Below are 19006 nucleotides of genomic sequence, written 5' to 3'. Positions count from 1 at the left end.
AGATGGATAAAAGGACGGAGGCTAAAAAACTATACCTGCAGGGATTTTCCATCCGGCAGATAGCAAAAATCCTGCAGGTATCGCATACCACCGTATTGCGGTGGCTTTCCTCCACTCCAACAAAAGAGCCGTGGGTCGTGCAAGTGTACAGACAAATGTCAGAGGATGTTCGGAATCGTCTCAGGAACCTTCTTAGTATCAGCACATATGAGAAAGGGAAAACAAGAGTGCTAAGCTATGCGCAGATTTATAAGCTTCTTGAGATAGAGCTGAGATGTCTGGGAATAGATAGCCTGCACAAGTTTTATCGCTTTATTGACTACTTTGTGCAGAAAGAGTACGGCTCAAAGGAACGACTGGAGGTGCTAAGAAGAGGCAAAAAAGAAACTGCAAAGTTTAAAACGAGCAAGGGTAAAGTAAAGAGAACGCCGGGAGTTATAGAGATAGACGCTACAGGCTACACATTTAGAGGGAAGCTCTATGTTTTGCTCCTTGCCCGTGAGGTCTATTCGGGATACTTCTTTGACCCGTACCTTGTTGAGGCAAAAGACAACGGCATCAAATACTACAACACAATCACCAGCTACGATATAGCCAAGTATCTTATCAGCATCTTTGAAGAGTTTGGACTGCCAGACGCTATAAAGACTGACAACGAGAAAGCCCTCACATCTGAGCTGATAACAAACGCTCTTAAAGAGCTGAACGTAAACATAATCAGGACAAAACCCTACTCTCCAAACCAGAAGCTCATAGAAAGAGCCATAAGAGATCTAAAAGACCTCATGATTCTTATGCGCGAGTTTACCGAGCTACACAGCCCTTTGTTTCAAGAGATACCGTCCTCGCGCTCATAGAGCATGGGTTTAGCTATGAAGCTCTCTCGGATATGGACTACTCAGAGCTCCTCTTCTGGGCTAAAGCCCTCTCGGAGTACTATCAAAAACTCAAGGAAGATACCTGAGCCTCTCTTTCAGAAGCCTTTTGAGCTTTTTCCTTTCTCTCCTTCTCTCCAGATAACTCTTCACAAAAGGCTTGACCATCACATATCCCAGCCATACGAGGAAAACCAAAGGCATCAGCACCAGCGCAAGACCACCCAGCAAGTAGCCCACCAGGACGCTCAGGATCAAAACAAGCATTTAATAGGAATATAAAACATGGATTTTAAAGTAGCAATAGCCCTACAACTTATAGACAACTTCACCCGGCAGATATCGCAGATCAGGCAGGCAACCGAGGAGTTTGAAAAGCAGATAAACAAAACCCAGAGTAAACTCCAAAAACTCCAAGAGACGCTCAAAAAAACCTTTGACCCCAAAAATCTCTGGCAGGCGTCAGAGAGAATGGAAGACTTTTCAGCAAAAATAGCCCAGGCTACCGCCATACCAGTCAGCGCAATTACAAAAGCACTCAGTGCCTTTACAGAGCTTGAACACGCAAGAACACAGATGGAAGTTGCCTTTATGACCAGCACAGGACTCCCGAAAGAACTTAAAGAGATAAACAAACAAGTTGAAGAATTGGGTATAAAGCTCCCTGGCTCCGCAACAAATTTTTACAGGGTAGCCACCGCTCTCAAATCCCTCGGCATGTCAGCAGAAGACATAGCCAAAGGTGCTCTAAAAGGCGCATCTTACGCGTGGGTGCTTTTCAAAGATGAAGTCAGCCCAGAACAAGCAGCGGAATACATGCAACAGTTTGCCAACGCTTTCAAAATCCCAGCAAACCAGTTTGTGGAGTTTATAGACCAGCTACAAAGAGTTAAGTTTTCGTCCGGCCTTACCCTCTCAGAAATCGCATACTCTACAAAATACTTCAGCGCCGAACTAAACCAGCTTGGCTTTACTGGAATACAGGCATTTAAATTTATGGGAGCATGGCTTGGCACACTTAAACAGGCAGGGCTGCAAGGCGAGACCGCAGGCACATCCATACGCTCCGTGCTTCAAAGAATACCAGAACTTCAGAAACATCTTGAAAAACTCAACAAACAAGGAATAAACCTGCAGATAAACGCCAGGGATTTTGTAGATGAAAAAGGAGTCTTCAAGCTGGAGGAGTTCCTGATAACACTTAGGGGGAGGCTCTCAGAGCTACAAGACCCTATCCAGCGGATGCAGGCAATGCGGGAACTTTTTGACATGGAAGGTATGCGTGCAATAGCCCCCCTTATGGCAAGAACTAAAGAAGAAGCCCTGTCTTATATTGAGGCCATCAAAGAAACACTCTCTCCAGAAGAGTATCAGAGACTCAGAGAACAGATAGAACGCGGAGGTTTTAGCGGACTGGAAGATATGGCAAAGAGAATGCAACAGCAGGCAAGCCTTCAAGCAAGAATAGACAGAATGCTTGGCACTATGGCAAACACATGGGAGAGCTTTCAGGGAACACTCACCCAGCTTGCAGCAGTAATCGGAGAGCTGGTAGCTCCTTCTCTTAAGAAACTCGTGGACACCCTGAACAACTTCATTGGAAAGGTTATAGACTTCATACAATCTCACCAAACTCTTGCAAAAGTCCTTGCCTACACAGTAGGTAGCTTTATTACCTTCCTGGTTGTACTAGGAACCCTCGGGCTCATATTAGCCTCCGTCATTAAACTCTTTTCCTTCGCCTTCTCTCCGTTCGTATGGCTCGTCAGGATCAATCTTGTTAGAAGCTTCACAGCCGCACTAATCCAGAATAGTGTAGCGTTGCTTAGATGGGCATGGACTGGAACAGCGTCGACAGGGTGGCTCAAAGCTCTGGACTTCTTTCTCCTAAAAGCAAAACTCAGAGTGCTTGAGCTAATTTTTGCTTTTAGAGCCTTACTCGTAGCGTTCCTAACAAACCCTATAGGCCTTATCATAACAGGCATCCTTGCTCTTGTGGGAGCAGGCTATTTGCTATATAGGAACTGGGACAAAGTAAGCAAAGCGTTAACATCCGCCTTTAACTGGCTAATCATGGTTTTAAACAAACTTGTAGAGTACGTGCATAAGATCAATCTTTTTGATGCAGGACAGAAGATCATAAGAACTCTGTGGGAAGGAATGAAGTCTATGGCTAACAAGCCAGTAGAAGCTATAAAAGAAATAGCTCAAAGAATAAGAAACTTCCTGCCCTTCTCTCCCGCAAAGGAGGGACCACTCAGGGATCTACACCGCATTAAGCTTGTAGAAACCATAGCCCAAGCACTGAAACCCGCCCCACTCGCGCTTGCAGTAAAAAACACACTCCGGCAGGCTTTTATGACTGATCCTATACCCACGCGCTCACCAGTTTCCATAGTTATAAACATAAATGGTATAAATGTAAGCGGAGACGTTTCACCTGCTCAGACAAAACGGATAGCCGCCACCCTTGAACGCGAAATCAGGACAGTGCTTGAACGCATAGCCAACGAGCGTTTCAGAAGACAATATTAATGCAGAATTTTACAAAAAAAAGTTCCATTTTTGTTACAAAAAAAGTTCCACCCAGAAATTAAGAACATGCTTAAATTATTATAAGCCTTGATTATCAAGCGTCCCAGAAAGTCCCAAAAAGTCCCTCTATGTCCCGGAATTCAAAAAAGGTGTCCCATTTTTTTGTCAAATTATACCACTAAGGCAAGCAATTCTTCAAACTCTTCTGTAAAAACTCCAAGAGCTTTAGCCTTCTGTTCACATTCATTTCTAAGCTCTTCAACCATTTCTAAAAGCTCTTCACCCAAGGACCTATAAAAGCCATCCTTGTCCTTGTAGTCATCTACCATTTGAAAAAGAAGGCCCACCTTTAGGCCCAAGTCTTCAAGGCTTTTCAAAAGGTCATATCTTTTTGCTACTATTCCACCAGCAATAAAACAAAAAGAGAAGAGTTCTGCCGTTTTTTTAAGACTTATTTCATTCTGGTCTGATAGCCTTCTTATGTCCAAAACTTGCCCTCCCACCATACCTAAAAAGCCAGCCTTTTTTGCCAAAAGGCTTATTAAAGAAAGGAGTTGACTACCTTCTAATGACCTAAAATTTTCTTCATTTGCCAAAACCTCAAAGGCATAGGTAAGGAGGGCATCGCCAGCCAATATGGCCATATCCTCACCAAAGACCACATGGCAGGAGGGTTTGCCCCTTCTAAAACTATCATTATCAAGAGCAGGAAGGTCATCATGGATAAGAGAATAGTTATGCACCATTTCAACCGCACAGCCTACAGTAATAGCATCCTCCATATGGCCACCAAGTGCATTACAAACGGCGCACAAAAAGAGAGGTCTTATGCGCTTGCCCTCTTGAAAGAGGTAGTAGGACATAGCTTCATAAAGGATTTGTGGTTCAAAGGGCTTTAGAAGTTCTCTCAGCCTTGCCTCTACCAAGTTTTTCCAAAGCTCAATTTTATTCATCATTCCACCTTATTGGTATCAATTATTTCCACCTTATAAAGCTTTTCTTTGCCAGAATGAATTTCCTTTACTGTGTACTCTACCACCCTTTTTTGGCCTTCGTACTCAAAGACTGCACTACACATATATTCTTTTTCTGACTTTTTTGTGGGCTTGCTCACATCTTTTAGCTCCAGTTTTTTAACTATGGGTTCTATTTCGCTTTCAAAGGCTTTTTCTGTATTCTTCTGTCCGCTCAAGGCTGAAAGCATGGATATAAAGAAATGGCTAAGAGCTTTTTCCGGATTGTTTTCTACATATATCTGTATAGCCAGCCCTTCTTTTACCTCTTTTAACGTATAGTCAGAAGAGCATGGATTGTTCCATGGCAAAAATTGACAACCAGCCGTAAAAATAAAAAATAGAGATAATGACCATGGCTTATAAACCTTCATTAAATTCCTCCTCCCATATGGGCACATCTGTATACACTACAATGCCAAGCTCTTTGCAAAGCTCCAAAGCCTTCGGCTCCACCATAGGTGATATTATTACCTTTTTATAAGCCTTTTTTCCTTCTTTTTTCTCAAAAAACTTTACCTTTCTGTCAAAGAGCAAAACATCACCAACACTTACAGAAGATTTAATTTCTGCCACTATGAGCTTGCCATTTTCTATGATAAGGTTCAGTTCTACAACCTTTCCCGGTCTTTCATCAAAAACCTCTCCCTCATAATCTATAGCCTCATACCTTTCCACTTTAACAGGAAGGTATTCTTCCATAAGGCCTTTTACCGCATTTCTAAAGGACCTTTCCGTTTTCAAGCCCCATCTTGCTCCCAAGGCGTCTATCTGCACATCCTGCCTTTTCCTCAAAGATATAAGCTCTTGTGTGAGAAGTTCAAGCTTCTTTGAATGTTCCTCAAGCCTTTTCTCTTGTTCATCAAGCCTTCTTATGGCCTCCTGCCATCTTCTTTCACCTTCCTCTCTTAAGATTTTTATCTCCTCAAGGAGTATGTTAAACCTGTCCTCTGTTTTTTCCTTCTCTGCAAAGTAGGGTTTTAGAAAGGTTATAAATTGGGCTCTAAAGCTTTCATCCTTCTCAAGTATTTTGGGTAAGGTTTTAAAAAGGGCCTTCTTAAAGCTTTCGCTACTTTTAGCCTTTTTTTCTGGCTTTTTCATAACTAATAAAATTTTAGCATTTTTGCGCTGGATGAGAAATTAAAGCCGTGGGCTTCCTGCAAGTTGATTTTTAATGTAGATGCGGGTTCAAAAGCCCGCTTTTGAGTATTTAGACGGTCAATGACTTACGGGCGATTTCAGCAAGCACCGGGCAGGGTGTTTCAAAAATAGCCTGTGCCTTTACACAGACTACCACCCCAGTTCCCTACAACGGGAACTTACGCCCATATAGGATTTCCCGTAAGCTCCGAAAGAGAATACCTTCCATAAGCACACCTCATAGCTGAGGACCATATTCTCATGAGGTTTAAGACCTTTTCCTTGTCTTGATAGCCTGAGAATAAAAGCTTGGCATTTATTGTTATCATCTTTTGGTATTTTAAAATAATTGTTAGGTAAAGTGGATTTTTTACACATTCTCCTCAACGGGGCTTGATTTTTGGATACTTCTATGCTATAATTAAAGTGCATTATCTGAACTGCGTGGGGGAGTTATCAAGTTTAAGGAGGATAAAAAGGTGAAGACATTAAATCAAGAGAGGGGTCTGTTTGCCTTAAATGAAGTAAGCAAAATAAAAAGCGACAGGGGCAAAGCAAAGAAATACAAAAGCTATGCTAAAAAACTTCCTGCTCTCATAGCCACCAATGGGCTTATAGCCACTCTTGCCTTTTTGAAATCAAAGAGTGATGCCAAAGATGTTTACGATTCTGTAGTTAGATGGTTGAAACAGCAAGAATATATAGAAAGTGAGGAAAATGGATTAGAAGAATTACTAAAAGTAGATTATCACAAGCTTCGTTTGGCAACTATGGAGGCTTTGGCTTTTGCCAGTTGGCTAAAAAGGATAGTGGAGATTGAGATAGAAGAGGATGAAAATGAATAGGCATAGCAAAAGTAGGAGGGAAAGAAAGCATAAGATTAAGGGAAGTATTCGCTTTGGAAGTTGTAATGAGATCTTTCTCAGATATGAAGCTCCTGACGATCTCGTAGATAAAGATGAAGAGAATGTAAAGAATAAGTTCTTTGATAATGCAATGAAACACCTTATAAGTAAGGGAGTAGATAGCTTGCCTTTACTGCTTAACAAGTATATTCCAATTCCTGATAATGCTGTGGAAGTTATCACAATAGAAGAGAAAAATGGTAATCCTAAGGAAAGCAGGAAAGACTTCCTTTCACTTAAAAAAGGTAAAATTATAGAGGAAGGAGTAAAGAGGTTATTCTATAATTCCTTATTGAAGCATTTTAGGTATTCAGATCTAACAAAATCTACTATAAAAAACAGACTTGATGAAATTTTAAATACTTCAGAAAGCTCTGGATATGTAAAGGTCTTTGACAAAACTCTAAAAACTATATCTCCACTTGTCTGTGGGCTTGGGGCAACTCATATATTTGAGACTTCTATAACATTACACCACATATGGGGAGTTCCTTACATTCCGGGTAGTAGTCTAAAGGGTGTGTGTAGGCAGGTGGCCTTTTGGAAGCTTGTTGAAGAAAGAAAGTTATCAAAGGATGATTTGGAAGAGTTCCAAAAGAAATTTTATGGTGATTTAATCACCGATGATAAAGAAATTCTAAAATACCAGCTTTTGTTTGGAACGCAGGGCTTTAAAGGACTTTTGCTTTTCTTAGATGCCTATCCTGAAATACAAGATGGAAGTATAAAAGAACTATTTAAGCTTGACATTATGAATCCGCATTATAGCGAATACTATGGAGAGAAAAGGGATATTCCGGGAGATTGGGAAAATCCTGTGCCGGTGTTTTTCCTTACGGTAAAAGAAGAGGTGTCTTTTAGGTTTGTGGTTCTCTTTGACAAAAGCAGGTGGGAGGTGATAAAAGAAAAAGGAATACCTGCAAAAGAAGGAAAGAGAAGGCAATTAGCTAATGAGGAAATAGAAGGGGTTGAAGAGTATATGAAAAGTGAGAAGTTTTATGAGGATATTATAGGGCAAGCTCTTGAGTTCTATGGAGTTGGTTCAAAAACAAGGCTTGGCTATGGATTGTTTGAGAGGTAAAGTCTATGGAGTTTAGGGTAAATATGGACACTACGAAAATACTTGTGGCCATATGGGGTAATTTCTCTGCTTGGAAGGATGCAAACTATAGGTATAAGAATAAAATCTATACTTCAAGCACTACTTTACCTTTATTGCTTGATACAATAAAACCAAACTATACTTACATAATCTTGGCTGACACTTTGATGGATAAATACGATAACATTTTTACCTATCAAGAGGGTTTGGCAAGGATAAAGAACGAGGCAGGGGCTTTCATTAAAGAAAAAATAAGAAGCTATCCTACTAAACTAAAGGAAGATAACATAAATATTTTGATTTTGCCGGCTGTGGGCACTTTTTCAAGGTCAAGGTTTGTGGGAAATCCTAATAATTTCTATGCCTTGGTTTATTTTGAACTTGCAAGGAATATTCTAAGGAATTTGGGGTCTAAACTGGCATTTATAAGCGAAAATAATAAGCCTTGTTTAGAACTTTACCTTGATATAACTCATGGCTTGAACTTTATGACCATGATGACTTACAGGGCGGTAAAGGATATTTTGCAGATAATTGCCTATTTTTGTAATGTAAGACTAATAGTTTTGAATAGTGATCCTTTGGTGGGTAGTGGAAATATTGACTTGAATATCAACGAGATTGAGAAAATAAACGTAATACCAGCTTTTAACTTTTATAGGTATAGTGATACTATGCTTCTTATTCCAAGTCCAAGCGGGCATGAAGGTGTAAACGCTCTTACAAAAAGGATGGATAGGCTTTATGCCTTTTGCAGTGCCTTTCTACATGGCTTGCCTGTTTATATGTATTGTTTTTATGAGAAGCCTAAGGAAGATGAGATAGAAAACATAGTTAAGCTGTTTTATGACCATATAGAGGTAAATGTCAATGGAACTTTTGAGGTTATTCAAGGGTTGAACTTTGGCGAAAGTTTTATATCACTTCTTCAGGGCTTTTTGCTGTCAAACCTTTTAATGGTTAATGCCAAGGATGATGGTGTGGTGAAAATGGATGATATAGAGAGAATAAAGGGTATCTTTAAACATTCAAGGACAATCCTACAAAGGCTTGAAAGGGAGCTTGGAAAAATAAAGAGGGTGCGGATAGGCTCCGAGTTTAAGGACTATGGATTTTATGCAGAGGCCAATTATTCTCCTAATGATAACTTTGATGGGAGAAACTTTTTTGCTCACTGTGGCTTTGTGCATAATCTAATTGAGTTGAAAAGGGAAGGAAATACCATATTTATTAAACCAAAGCAAAGATTTATAGAGGAAATACATGAGGCTCTTTTGGAGAGCCTACCATCTGGAGGGTAGCTATGGCACAGGGTAATTATTCTGTGGATTATGTTTTGAAGTTAAAGGCATTGATGCATGATCCTATACATAAGATATGGCTTTTTTCTGAGGAAAATAAAAGGAAAGTTGTTTTAGAACATGGGAGTGAAATAAGTAAAGATCTTAGACAGTTCCACGAGAAAGTAGCGGAAGATCTTTTTAGATTCCTTATAAGTGATAGTATAAAAGATAGTGAAGGGGAAATTGCATATGCAGATCATATAAGTTCTGCTCTGTCAAGGATAGTTGTAAAAGACGCACCTATGGTTAATTTTGAAGAGTCTCGTTTTATTGATCCTTTTACTGCGGAATCAAGCAAAACTGAAGCTCCTGAGGATCATAAAGAAGTAGTAGAAGTTTTTAAAAATCTTGGGAAGCTAAACTTTCCTGACCAGCAAGAAAGGGCAAAGTTTTTCTTTCTTTTCCTTTGGAGATTTTTGCCAGATATCTTTCCTTGGATAGAAAAACATCCTGCAGACTCAAGGGCTCCTAACCATTCCATATACGACCACCTTGTGCAATGCTCTTGTATTGCCACATGTCTTGACAAGGGAGATAAACCAGCCTTTTTGCTCTTTACCATTAGTCCTGTGCAATCCTTTATTGCCATAGCCAGAAAAACTTCCGACCTTTGGGCTGGGAGTTATTTAATTTCTTATCTGATCTATAAGGCTATTGAAGTAATCATGGATGAGCTTGGACCAGACCATATTATCTTTCCTAATTTAAGAGGGCAACCATTGGTGGATTTATGGCTTTATGAAAAGCATTTTAAAGACTATGAAAATCACTTTAAAGATTTAAACATAAACAAAATCGGGGCTTTTGATTTTGAAAAGTGGAAAGATAGTCTTAAAACCGATAAGCTTCTTATTGCCAACTTTCCTAATAGATTCTTGGCTATAGTGCCTGATGGTAGGGCAAAAGATATAGCTAAGGAATGTCAAGAAGCGATAGGAAAGGCAATTGATGAGCTTTTGGAAAAAGTAGAAAGTTTAAATGATAATAAGGTAAAAGAGGAAGTTAAAAAAGTAAAGGATGTTATAAAGGAACACATTACTAAATATCTAAAAATTTATTGGGTGGTTTTGCCTTTTTATGAAGGTAATGATCATAAAGATGTTAATTCCATTTTTGAGGATTACAAAAATTTAGTGGGTGAAAATGATTTATACAATTTAGTTAAAACAGTTGTAGAAAATCTTCCTGATGGATACAAAAACGTCGGAAATGCCTATTCTCTCCTTGTAGATCTAACGGAGAGGTTTTTGGCAAGCAGGAAGGCAATAAGAGATTTTGAAGTGATTAAAATAGAGAAAGAAAAAATAGAGCGGTGCCATCTTTGTGGTAAGTATGAGGCGCTTGATATAGAATGGAGAAATATTGGTAGGAAATATGTAGGCGAAAGTGAAAGATTGTGTGGTATGTGCTTCTTTAAAAGGCTTTTGCCTGAGTTGATAGGAAATGAGTTTGGTCTTGAATTAAAATTTCCATCCACTTCTGAGATGGCAACGGTTAAGTATAAAGTAAAATTAGCAGAAGAAAAATTAGCGGAAGATTTGAAAAATGAAATCAAAAATTTCCTAACCAAAAATTTAAGAGAGCTAAACGGGCATAAACTAATAAAACCTACAGGTGTGCCAAGGTTAGAGTTAGAGAAAAATCCACTATACGACATTGATGGTCAATGGCTAATGGAATCATCTTACAGAAAAGAATACCTTAAAAAGGAATATGGGATAGATATTCCAGAGGAAGAGCTTGAGGAAATAAGGGAGTATTTAAAGAAAAAGGATATAAAGCCACCTACCTATTATGCCATTCTTTCTGTGGATGGTGATAATATGGGTAAGTGGCTAAAGGGGGAGAAATTGCCAGCGGTGGAGGAGTTAATTCATGAAAAGGTGAGAGATGAATTATTTAAGCGCTATGAAACTTTTAAAGCATTCTTTAAGGAAAACCATCCCATGTCTCCATCTTTTCACAATTTATTTTCCAGAAGGTTATCGGAGTTTGCTTTAGAAAAGGTAAGGAAAATAGTAGAAGGGAGGTATTATGGCAAGCTTATTTATGCTGGTGGGGATGATGTGTTAGCCTTTTTGCCGGTAGAGGATGCTTTGAAGTGTGCTTGTTATTTAAACAAAGCTTTTAAGAGTTTACTTGGAGAAAAGGCAAGTGTGAGCGCAGGGATTGTTTTTGTCCATCATAAATATCCACTATCTTTGGCTTTGAGAGAGGTAAGAGATGCACAAAAGAAGGCAAAACGGGATTGTGGCCGTTCGGCAGTATGCATAAAACACATATCTGGTTCTGGTCAAGTTAGAACCACTGGTTTTAAGTGGGAAGATAAGGGTTTCTTTGATGAGATTGTTAAAAAATACTCTGAGGAAGAACTTTCTTCTAAGTTTGCTTATGACCTTATGGATGTGGTGAGGATGCTACAAGGAAGAGAGAATGAAGTTAAGGATGAAGTGCTTTCTGTCTTGGAGAGGGAAGTTAAGAGGTTGTATAGGCGTAAAATTTCTAAGAGTGATGATTTTGAAAACAAGCTCTTGGAGACTATGAAAAAGTATAAAAATAACATACTTTGCTTTGCTGATATGCTGATAATTGCAAGGTTTGTAGCCAAGAAGGGGGCAGAAAGATGAAGGAGATTAGACTTAGCTGTGAGGTGATTACTCCTTTGTTTATGGGCGGAGCTAATATGGAGCCTGAGATAAGGACGCAGTCTATAAATGGGGTTATAAGGTGGTGGTTTAGGACTTTGGGAGGTAGTAAAGAAGAAGAAAAGAAACTTTTTGGATGGACTGGACAAGAATCCAAGAAGGGTGCGGTGAAATTTGTGGTTTGTAAAGAACCTTATAATTCAAGAGATATACAATCTTACCTAGATAGTTCAAAAAATGGTTTGAATTATCTGGCCTTTTCCTTGAAAAGACAAAATAGACGATGTTTGGATGTAGGTTATAAGTTTGACTTAAGAATTATTTTCTCTACTATTTTAGAAGAAAAAGAAAAGAAAAAATTTTTGGGAGCGCTTTGGTGTGCTTTTTATTTGGGTAATTTTGGAAGTAGGGCAAGAAGAGGTTTTGGGTCTATTATGGTAAAGGAAATTTCTGGTGATTTTGACAATGTTATTTCCTTTGTTCCAAAAGGTGATATAAAAGAATGGTTAAGGAGTAATTATGAAGAAATAAAAAGGCTATTCCCAAAAGCTAACAATATAGAGGTTTACTCCTTTGAAAAAAGAGATGCTAAAACAGTCCAAGATTGGGTAAGTGAGATTCAACTTCGAAAAGGAATAGATAAACGGAAAATTCAAAAAGATAAGGGTAGTAAATGCTTTGTAGATGATTTTAACCAACAAGATTTAGGAGATTGGGATGGGTTGCTTAATCTTATGGGCTACACTTTAATGGCTTACAGGAAATGTTTAGGAAAATATGAAGTTCAAGTAGGGAAATATAAAGTTCAAGATTGCTATTTTGCAAGGAATATAATACAAAGTCAAGGGAAACTACAAAATTTTACTGAAAAACCTATCATACAAAGAGCTATATTCGGTCTTCCTTTGAATTTTTACTTTTTATCCATAAAGCAGGGAAATAATAGGGGAACAGTTTTTCCTGTAAAAGGAGGAGAAAAACTTCGCCGAGCATCGCCTTTAATATATAAGGTGATTAAAAACGAAGAAAAGTTGGAGGGCTTAATCATTTTTGTAATGGATAAGTTCTTGCCAGATGATGTTGATTTAGAACTAAATGGTGTAAAATTACAAAAGCCTGATTATACTCTTATTAAAGATTACCTACAAAGCTTGCAAGATAAAAAGATTATCGGGAGGCTTATCTGATGTTGAAATTCACTATTAAGCCTATTGATGTGGTGTTTTTTGGAAGTGGTAAGCCTTTTAACTTGGGGGGATTGGGAGAGAGTATATTTCCACCATTTCCAAACTCCTTTGCCAGTGCAATTTTTGCAAAGATTTATGAGGCGAAAGGGATAACTAACGGAGTATTTAAAGCTGTCTATGGTCCTTTCTTGGAAAAGGATGATAAATATTACTTTCCTGCGCCTTGTGATATAGTCAAGGAAAAGGGAGGCAGTAGGATAAAAGTTTATAAGCCAAGGGAGAGCTCTAATCTTATAAAAGTGGAAAATACAGACCTTGAAAATAAGATAAAGCTTATGCCTTGGATAAAGCCAGAGTGCCAAGAGGATTACGAACCTTTTAATGGTTTTATAAGCCTTGAAGGGCTTAAAAAGTGGTATTATGGAGAGAAAATAAATGCTTCTGATTTGCTTTCTGAAGACAGGATTTTTTATATAGAAGATAGAATTTCCATACGCATGGATGATAGCACTGGCACGGTAAAGGGAGAAGATGGGCTTTATAGGGTAAGGTTTGTAAGGCTTAAAGAAGAGTTTAGATTTGTCTTTTGGGTGGAACTAAACAACCAAACGCTTACGGAAGATGAAGCACTAAAAATTTTCAAACAACATCCAAAGGTCCTAAAGATCGGTGGAGAGGCAAGAACTGCCACTTATGAAGTGGAAAATCATAACTTTAAAGATTTATTTGAAGATTTTCATTCCAGTAATCAAGGCGAAAGCTGTAAAATCCTTTTCCTAACGCCGGGAGTTTTTGAGGAAGGAAAGCCAATACTTAACAATTTTGAAAATTTAGAATATGCTTGTATATCTGGATACACTCTTCTATCTATTAGGTCAAAGCATAATTACAAGAATAAAGTTATCCGTGCCATAAAGCCGGGAAGTGTGCTTATGATAAAGGCTAGGAATTTATCTACACCTATAGATTTTTATAAGCCTACGGATGATTTTATAGGTTCAAACCTTGTTTTAGTTAAAAAGGGAGGTGTTAGTCATGTATAAGGACCGTGCGCTTTTGACCTACTACACTTTAACTCCTTTGCATATGGGTTCGGGTAGTAGTGTGCATTATGTGGATTTGCCTATCCAAAGGGAGAGGCATACTTCCTTTCCTATAATGGCTGGTAGTGGCATAAAGGGGGTTTTTAGGAATTTGGCGGAAAGGGAATGCAATAAGAAATGCAATGAGAAAAAATGGAGTAAGGAAGATGTAGATAAGATATTTGGCCATGAGGAGGCGAGCGAGGGTGCTTCTATGGTTGCTTTTACAGATGCCAAAATTCTTTTATATCCTGTGCGTAGCTTAAGGGGGACTTTTGCTTGGATTACTTGTCCTTTGGTGCTAAAGAGGTTCAAGGAGGAGCTAGAAAGCTTGGGTGAAATAAAAAACACAAGCTGGGAAGTGCCAAACCTTGATCCTAATAAAGATAATAAAGCCTTGGTAAGTAATAACTCATCCTTAATAATTGATGATAAATCTATCGGACTTGAGGAGTTTGTGCTTGAGTGTGAAAAGAGTGAAAATGTGGATAAAATAGCTGAAGTTATAAAGAATTATCTACCACAAACAAGCACGGTAAATGAGTTACCGTTATCTAAAAGGTTAGTGGTAGTTGATGATAATATCTTTACAGACTTTGTAAACTATGCAGTGGAGATTAGGACAAGGATTAGGATAGACCAAGGGACTGGAACGGTGGAAAGGGGTGCGCTCTTTACTGTAGAGTTTGTGCCATCGGAGGCAATTTTTTATAGCTTTGTGTTTTTTATAGAAAGAAAGGAGGGTGATAGCTCAGACGCAAGGACAAAGTTTGAAAAGCTTTTTAGCTCTGAGGATAAAGATAAAGCAAACAAAAATAAAGTTGAAAACAAAAAAGTAAAGGAGTTGGTGCTTCAATTTGGTGGAGATGAAACTATAGGGGCCGGTTTTACAAAGGTTAGATATAATGAACTTGTGTGTGAACGCGGAGAGCATAAAGCTACCACTGGGGGTATTCCTTAAAATTATTTGAAGCATACTTCCCGCGTGCAAAAACTCTTTGAGACAAAAACACAAAAATATACTTTATCATCTCTTAATCATCCGCGAACCTACCTTTTGGGTGCATAGCATTCTGGATAAGATGTATCAAGGCTTAGAAGCCTATTTGCGAAAAATTCTCAATGCACAACTGGAGGTTCGCTGCAAATTTACTTCACTTGAACCACTTGACAAAATTCTAAAATTGGTGTATTATCTATATTAGATTTAGGTGGTAGGTGTTGGGTTTTATCTGAACTATGTGGGATGTAAAGTTAGAGGCAGGGTCAGGAAAAAGGCTCTTAAAAGCTCGTTTTATCTGAACTATGTGGGATGTAAAGTTCAATGCTGATGAGATAGCTCACATGGTAGAAAAAGTTTTATCTGAACTATGTGGGATGTAAAGCTGTGTATGCAGTCAGATTGGGGCAAACCGCAGTGCGTTTTATCTGAACTATGTGGGATGTAAAGTGAGAAAACTCTCGCCGCATCTGAAGCTATCGTGAGAGTTTTATCTGAACTATGTGGGATGTAAAGCCGTATCAGAGCACGCGGTGTGGTCGTTCCAGCCCGGTTTTATCTGAACTATGTGGGATGTAAAGGGTATTGGGCTAAATTATGTGTAATGGGTAAGAAGAAGTTTTATCTGAACTATGTGGGATGTAAAGATCCACGAGCGCACGTTTCTTGATCCACCAGACCGCATGTTTTATCTGAACTATGTGGGATGTAAAGTGCTGGGCTTCTTGGGTCTGGGTGGTTGTTTGCGTTTGTTTTATCTGAACTATGTGGGATGTAAAGCTCGTGGATAAGGTATGTAAATTTCCCTGCTGAGCGGGTTTTATCTGAACTATGTGGGATGTAAAGAGATATAAATACGCTCTTGTTGATGGGTAATACTTCATGTTTTATCTGAACTATGTGGGATGTAAAGCCAGCCAGCCACCATAGGCTAGGCGATTTCTAAACTAGTTTTATCTGAACTATGTGGGATGTAAAGTGGCCTGTTGCCACATCTCTAAATCTTCACAGGTCAGAGGTTTTATCTGAACTATGTGGGATGTAAAGATAAACCTCTCATCCACAGCTTCACTTGGAAACTTTACAGGTTTTATCTGAACTATGTGGGATGTAAAGAAGCAACAACAAACTTTACTTAAACATGGACGTTGGAGTTTTATCTGAACTATGTGGGATGTAAAGTCTTTAAAAAACATGTCAAAAGTTATAATGGCTTTGGTTTTATCTGAACTATGTGGGCTGTAAATATCAAAAGATCACAGCAGTTAGGAAGTAGTCTGAGATAAGAATAAGCATGGAAGAGGTCACCACGCTGTTGGTGGTTGCCCTTCCCACTCCTTCTGTGCCACCTTGCGTATAAAAGCCAAAATAACAGCTAACAGAAGAGATGATAAAGCCAAAAAATATAGCCTTATAAAGACCGCCTATAAAGTCGTATAGTTCCACAATATCCTTCATCTTCTCCCAAAAGAGGTGATCATTTACTCCAAAGAGCTTTACCGCTACAAACCAACCGCCAAAGATACCGGATAGGTCCGCTATTACCGTAAGCATGGGAACGCCCACCACGCCGGCGAAGAGCCTTGGTGATACAAGGTAGCTCCTTGGATTTATGCCCATAACTTCAAGAGCGTCTATCTGTTCCGTTATCCTCATGGTGCCTATGTTAGCAGTCATAGCAGAGCCTACTCTTGCCACCACCATAAGAGAGGTCAAAACAGGCCCCAGCTCTCTACCCATGGAAAGGGCCACCACCGCACCTATTAAAAACTCCGCATTAAACCTATGAAAGGTGCTGTATGTTTGTAAGGCTATAACGCCACCGGAGAAAAAGGAGGTGATCACCACCACAGGTATGGTCTCTGAAGCAAGGTAGGAGAGCTGTTTTATAAAGTGCCTTGCCTTTGGTGGGCTTTTGAATATATAAAAGAGCCCCCATAGGGTCAAAAGTGTGGCCTTTCCCACCTCCTCAAAAAGCTTTAACATGCTCCATATACCTCTTAAACCTCTCCTTTACCTCTTCCATAAAATCACCGCCAAGCTTTTCAAGGAGAGCGTCCGCAAGCACTATGGCAAGCATAGCTTCACCAACCACAGAGGCCGCTGGAACTGCCACCACATCGCTCCTTTCTTTGCCAGCTCTTACACCTTCCCTTGTGCTTATATCCACGCTTCTCAAAGGCTTGGTAAGGGTTGGTATGGGCTTCATGGCACACCTTACCACTATGGGCATGCCGTTGGTTATGCCACCCTCCGTTCCACCAAGGTTATTGCTGTATCTAAAATATCCTTTCTCTTCGGACCAGCCTATTTCATCATGCACCTCAGATCCAAACCTTCTGGCGCTCTCAAAGCCCAGGCCTATTTCCACACCCTTTATGGCCTGTATGCTCATCATGGCTTGGGCTATTTTGCCATCTATGCGCTTGTCCCACTGGATATGGCTTCCAAGGCCTGGTGGCACACCCACAGCAAAGACCTCAAAAACACCCCCAAGGCTTTCTCCCCTTTCCTTTGCCTCATCTATAAGCTTTGTAAATTCTTCATCCTTTGAAGGGTCTGGAAATCTTACTTGCGAATTTTCTGCCAATTCATGCCTTTTTAAAAGGTCTTCTTCTTTTATCTCTGGCTTTAAGGCCCCTATGCTTATCACATAGCTACCTATCCTTATGCCAAACTCCTCAAGAAATCTTTTGCATACAGCTCCCACAGCTACCCTTGCAGCCGTTTCCCTTGCGGATGCTCTTTCAAGTATGTTTCTAAGGTCCCTTTGGTTGTATTTTATTCCACCTGCAAGGTCTGCATGGCCGGGCCTTGGCCTGCTAAAAGGAACAACGTTTTCTGGCACCTCACCCTCATAGGCCATCTTATCGGACCAGTTTTCCCAATCTTTGTTCCATATAACCATAGAAATGGGGCTTCCCAGTGTTTTCCCAAATCGTAAGCCAGATAGGAACTCCACTCTGTCGCTTTCTATCTTCATCCTTCCCCCTCTTCCGTAGCCTCTTTGCCTCCTTTGAAGCTCCTTGTTTATATACTCAGAGGAAAGCTCAAGGTTGGCAGGTATGCCTTCTAAAATACAAAGGAGAGCCTTCCCATGAGACTCTCCTGCGGTTAAAAACCTTATTGGCATTATTGTCTTATGCTTACTGCTTTTACTACCTTACCAGCCTTAAGGCACTTGGTACACACATAAACCCTTTTCACCCTTCCATCTTCAAGCACTACCCTTACCCTTTGAAGGTTTGGTTTAAAGGTCCTTGTATTCCTTTCTGCGGAAAAGGTCACGCTCTTTCCAAACCTTGTTGTTTTTCCACAAACATAACACTTTGCCATTTTAGACCTCCTTTTAAGAGTATAAAATTATACCACTTTGAGAAGCGCAAGATTCACTATTCTATCACCTTCTTTAACACAGCCTTTAAAGATAAAAGTGGATTAAGCAAACTCATAGAATACTCTTCCACTTCCTTCAGTATTTTCAATTTCTCCTCTTGAGTGGCCACCGATTCTATTTCAAAGGCCTTTTGATGGAAATTGCAATGAAGCCTTTCTATGGTTTCCAAAAGGCTGGCAATCTCCAACGGATATTGGTCCTTGTTGGGCCATACCTCAGAATAGAGAAGCTTACCAAAGGCGCATTCGGTACATTCCTTGTGAGGAAAGGCCTTACCAACCCTTATACTCTTTTTTAACCTATCCACATAGTTTATGTGCTGGGCTATAATTAGCTCTATTCTCTCAAGTAGAGTTCTAAGCTCTTGAAGGCTATGGTCCATGCTCCTTTTCTCCAGAGGTTTAAGTAATGCTTATAATTATATAAGAAAAGCTTATAAAGCTTATAACCTGATGATACCCTTACCGCTGGAAAATGGTAGGGCTTTTGTTATATTTTATCCTTATGAAGGTAGAAAAAGTTGCACACCTGGCAAGGATAAGGTTAACAGAGGAAGAGAAGGAGCATTTTGAAAAGCAACTTCAAAGCATACTGTCCTTTGTGGAACAGCTCCAGGAGGTAAACACAGAAGGTATAGAACCTTACACGCCTTACTTTGAAGAGACACCCATGAGAGAGGACGAGGCTGTAAAAGATTTTGATCCACAGCTTGTACTAAGGCAGGCACCAGAGAGCGAGGGAGGATTTTTTGTAGTGCCAAGGGTAGTAGAATATTAAAAGGA

19 protein-coding genes, 1 pseudogene and 1 CRISPR repeat array are annotated in these 19006 nt (G+C 39.5%); of the genes and pseudogenes, 11 read left to right on the top strand and 9 right to left on the bottom strand.

Annotated features, from left to right (window positions below; genetic code table 11):
• Window positions 1–2: 2 nt before the first annotated feature.
• Window positions 3–65: pseudogene (locus ACZ5GB_RS07810) on the top strand (terminase gpP N-terminus-related DNA-binding protein); the annotation flags it as partial.
• 162 nt (window positions 66–227) lie between these two features.
• Entirely contained in the window at window positions 228–857 is a 630-nt protein-coding gene (locus tag ACZ5GB_RS07805) for a transposase family protein (RefSeq protein WP_464327839.1), read from the top strand.
• A 90-nt stretch (window positions 858–947) separates the two neighbouring features.
• Here ACZ5GB_RS07805 and ACZ5GB_RS07800 read toward each other — a convergent pair whose 3' ends face one another.
• On the bottom strand, window positions 948–1142 hold the full coding sequence (locus ACZ5GB_RS07800; protein ID WP_464326667.1) for a hypothetical protein: 195 nt from the start codon (window positions 1140–1142) through the stop codon (window positions 948–950).
• An 18-nt stretch (window positions 1143–1160) separates the two neighbouring features.
• On the opposite strand from ACZ5GB_RS07800, the gene ACZ5GB_RS07795 reads away from it, so the two are divergent.
• A complete protein-coding gene (locus ACZ5GB_RS07795) occupies window positions 1161–3410 on the top strand; it encodes a phage tail tape measure protein (protein WP_464326666.1) in 2250 nt (749 codons plus the stop codon).
• A 170-nt stretch (window positions 3411–3580) separates the two neighbouring features.
• On the opposite strand, the gene ACZ5GB_RS07790 is transcribed toward ACZ5GB_RS07795, so the two are convergent.
• The 4 genes from ACZ5GB_RS07790 to ACZ5GB_RS07775 all read right to left on the bottom strand — a co-directional run bounded on the left by ACZ5GB_RS07790 (window position 3581) and on the right by ACZ5GB_RS07775 (window position 5892).
• On the bottom strand, window positions 3581–4366 hold the full coding sequence (locus ACZ5GB_RS07790) for a polyprenyl synthetase family protein (protein WP_464326665.1): 786 nt from the start codon (window positions 4364–4366) through the stop codon (window positions 3581–3583).
• Entirely contained in the window at window positions 4363–4797 is a 435-nt protein-coding gene (locus ACZ5GB_RS07785) for a hypothetical protein (RefSeq protein WP_464326664.1), read from the bottom strand. Before ACZ5GB_RS07785 ends, ACZ5GB_RS07790 begins: the two co-directional genes overlap by 4 nt.
• Complete coding sequence (locus ACZ5GB_RS07780; protein WP_464326663.1) at window positions 4784–5524, bottom strand: DUF3782 domain-containing protein; 741 nt, start codon at window positions 5522–5524, stop codon at window positions 4784–4786. Before ACZ5GB_RS07780 ends, ACZ5GB_RS07785 begins: the two co-directional genes overlap by 14 nt.
• A gap of 218 nt (window positions 5525–5742) precedes the next feature.
• Complete coding sequence (locus ACZ5GB_RS07775; protein WP_464326662.1) at window positions 5743–5892, bottom strand: hypothetical protein; 150 nt, start codon at window positions 5890–5892, stop codon at window positions 5743–5745.
• Between the two features lie 150 nt (window positions 5893–6042).
• Between ACZ5GB_RS07775 and cmr5 the strand changes: the two genes are divergently transcribed.
• The 7 genes from cmr5 to cmr4 are packed head-to-tail and all read left to right on the top strand — an operon-like array spanning window position 6043 to window position 14788.
• Window positions 6043–6408, top strand: a complete 366-nt coding sequence (gene cmr5 / locus ACZ5GB_RS07770) for a type III-B CRISPR module-associated protein Cmr5 (protein ID WP_464326661.1) — start codon at window positions 6043–6045, stop codon at window positions 6406–6408.
• Window positions 6395–7549: a type III-B CRISPR module RAMP protein Cmr6 gene (cmr6, locus tag ACZ5GB_RS07765; protein WP_464326660.1), complete on the top strand. Its 1155-nt coding sequence runs from the start codon at window positions 6395–6397 to the stop codon at window positions 7547–7549. Before cmr5 ends, cmr6 begins: the two co-directional genes overlap by 14 nt.
• Window positions 7550–7554: 5 nt before the next feature.
• Window positions 7555–8871, top strand: a complete 1317-nt coding sequence (gene csx1 / locus ACZ5GB_RS07760) for a CRISPR-associated CARF protein Csx1 (RefSeq protein ID WP_464326659.1) — start codon at window positions 7555–7557, stop codon at window positions 8869–8871.
• A 2-nt stretch (window positions 8872–8873) separates the two neighbouring features.
• Window positions 8874–11540: a type III-B CRISPR-associated protein Cas10/Cmr2 gene (gene cas10 / locus ACZ5GB_RS07755; protein ID WP_464326658.1), complete on the top strand. Its 2667-nt coding sequence runs from the start codon at window positions 8874–8876 to the stop codon at window positions 11538–11540.
• Window positions 11537–12745, top strand: coding sequence for a type III-B CRISPR module RAMP protein Cmr1 (gene cmr1 / locus ACZ5GB_RS07750; RefSeq protein ID WP_464326657.1), 1209 nt, complete (start codon window positions 11537–11539; stop codon window positions 12743–12745). The genes cas10 and cmr1 overlap by 4 nt, the downstream gene beginning before the upstream one ends.
• Window positions 12745–13788 (top strand): type III-B CRISPR module-associated protein Cmr3, encoded by a 1044-nt coding sequence (gene cmr3, locus ACZ5GB_RS07745; RefSeq protein ID WP_464326656.1) that lies wholly within the window; start codon window positions 12745–12747, stop codon window positions 13786–13788. Before cmr1 ends, cmr3 begins: the two co-directional genes overlap by 1 nt.
• Complete coding sequence (cmr4, locus tag ACZ5GB_RS07740; RefSeq protein ID WP_464326655.1) at window positions 13781–14788, top strand: type III-B CRISPR module RAMP protein Cmr4; 1008 nt, start codon at window positions 13781–13783, stop codon at window positions 14786–14788. The genes cmr3 and cmr4 overlap by 8 nt, the downstream gene beginning before the upstream one ends.
• Before the next feature lie 264 nt (window positions 14789–15052).
• Window positions 15053–16074: a CRISPR direct-repeat array (repeat unit 29 nt; unit sequence GTTTTATCTGAACTATGTGGGATGTAAAG).
• 1 nt (window position 16075) lies between these two features.
• Here cmr4 and ACZ5GB_RS07735 read toward each other — a convergent pair.
• Genes ACZ5GB_RS07735 through ACZ5GB_RS07720 form a run of 4 tightly spaced genes read right to left on the bottom strand, consistent with a single transcriptional unit; the run spans window position 16076 to window position 18606 of the window.
• Window positions 16076–16813 (bottom strand): MlaE family lipid ABC transporter permease subunit, encoded by a 738-nt coding sequence (locus ACZ5GB_RS07735; RefSeq protein ID WP_464326654.1) that lies wholly within the window; start codon window positions 16811–16813, stop codon window positions 16076–16078.
• The gene (gene aroC / locus ACZ5GB_RS07730; protein ID WP_464326653.1) at window positions 16797–17960 is read right to left on the bottom strand and encodes a chorismate synthase; all 1164 of its coding nucleotides are present in this window, start codon (window positions 17958–17960) and stop codon (window positions 16797–16799) included. Before aroC ends, ACZ5GB_RS07735 begins: the two co-directional genes overlap by 17 nt.
• On the bottom strand, window positions 17960–18163 hold the full coding sequence (gene rpmB, locus ACZ5GB_RS07725) for a 50S ribosomal protein L28 (protein WP_464326652.1): 204 nt from the start codon (window positions 18161–18163) through the stop codon (window positions 17960–17962). Before rpmB ends, aroC begins: the two co-directional genes overlap by 1 nt.
• Before the next feature lie 56 nt (window positions 18164–18219).
• The gene (locus tag ACZ5GB_RS07720) at window positions 18220–18606 is read right to left on the bottom strand and encodes a CZB domain-containing protein (protein WP_464326651.1); all 387 of its coding nucleotides are present in this window, start codon (window positions 18604–18606) and stop codon (window positions 18220–18222) included.
• 122 nt (window positions 18607–18728) lie between these two features.
• Between ACZ5GB_RS07720 and gatC the strand changes: the two genes are divergently transcribed.
• Window positions 18729–19001, top strand: a complete 273-nt coding sequence (gene gatC, locus ACZ5GB_RS07715) for an Asp-tRNA(Asn)/Glu-tRNA(Gln) amidotransferase subunit GatC (RefSeq protein WP_464326650.1) — start codon at window positions 18729–18731, stop codon at window positions 18999–19001.
• The last annotated feature ends 5 nt before the right edge of the window (window positions 19002–19006 follow it).

The organism is Hydrogenobacter subterraneus, from assembly GCF_055390195.1.
The sequence above is the reverse complement of the archived record's forward strand: the minus strand, read 5'-3'. Positions and strand labels throughout refer to the sequence as shown.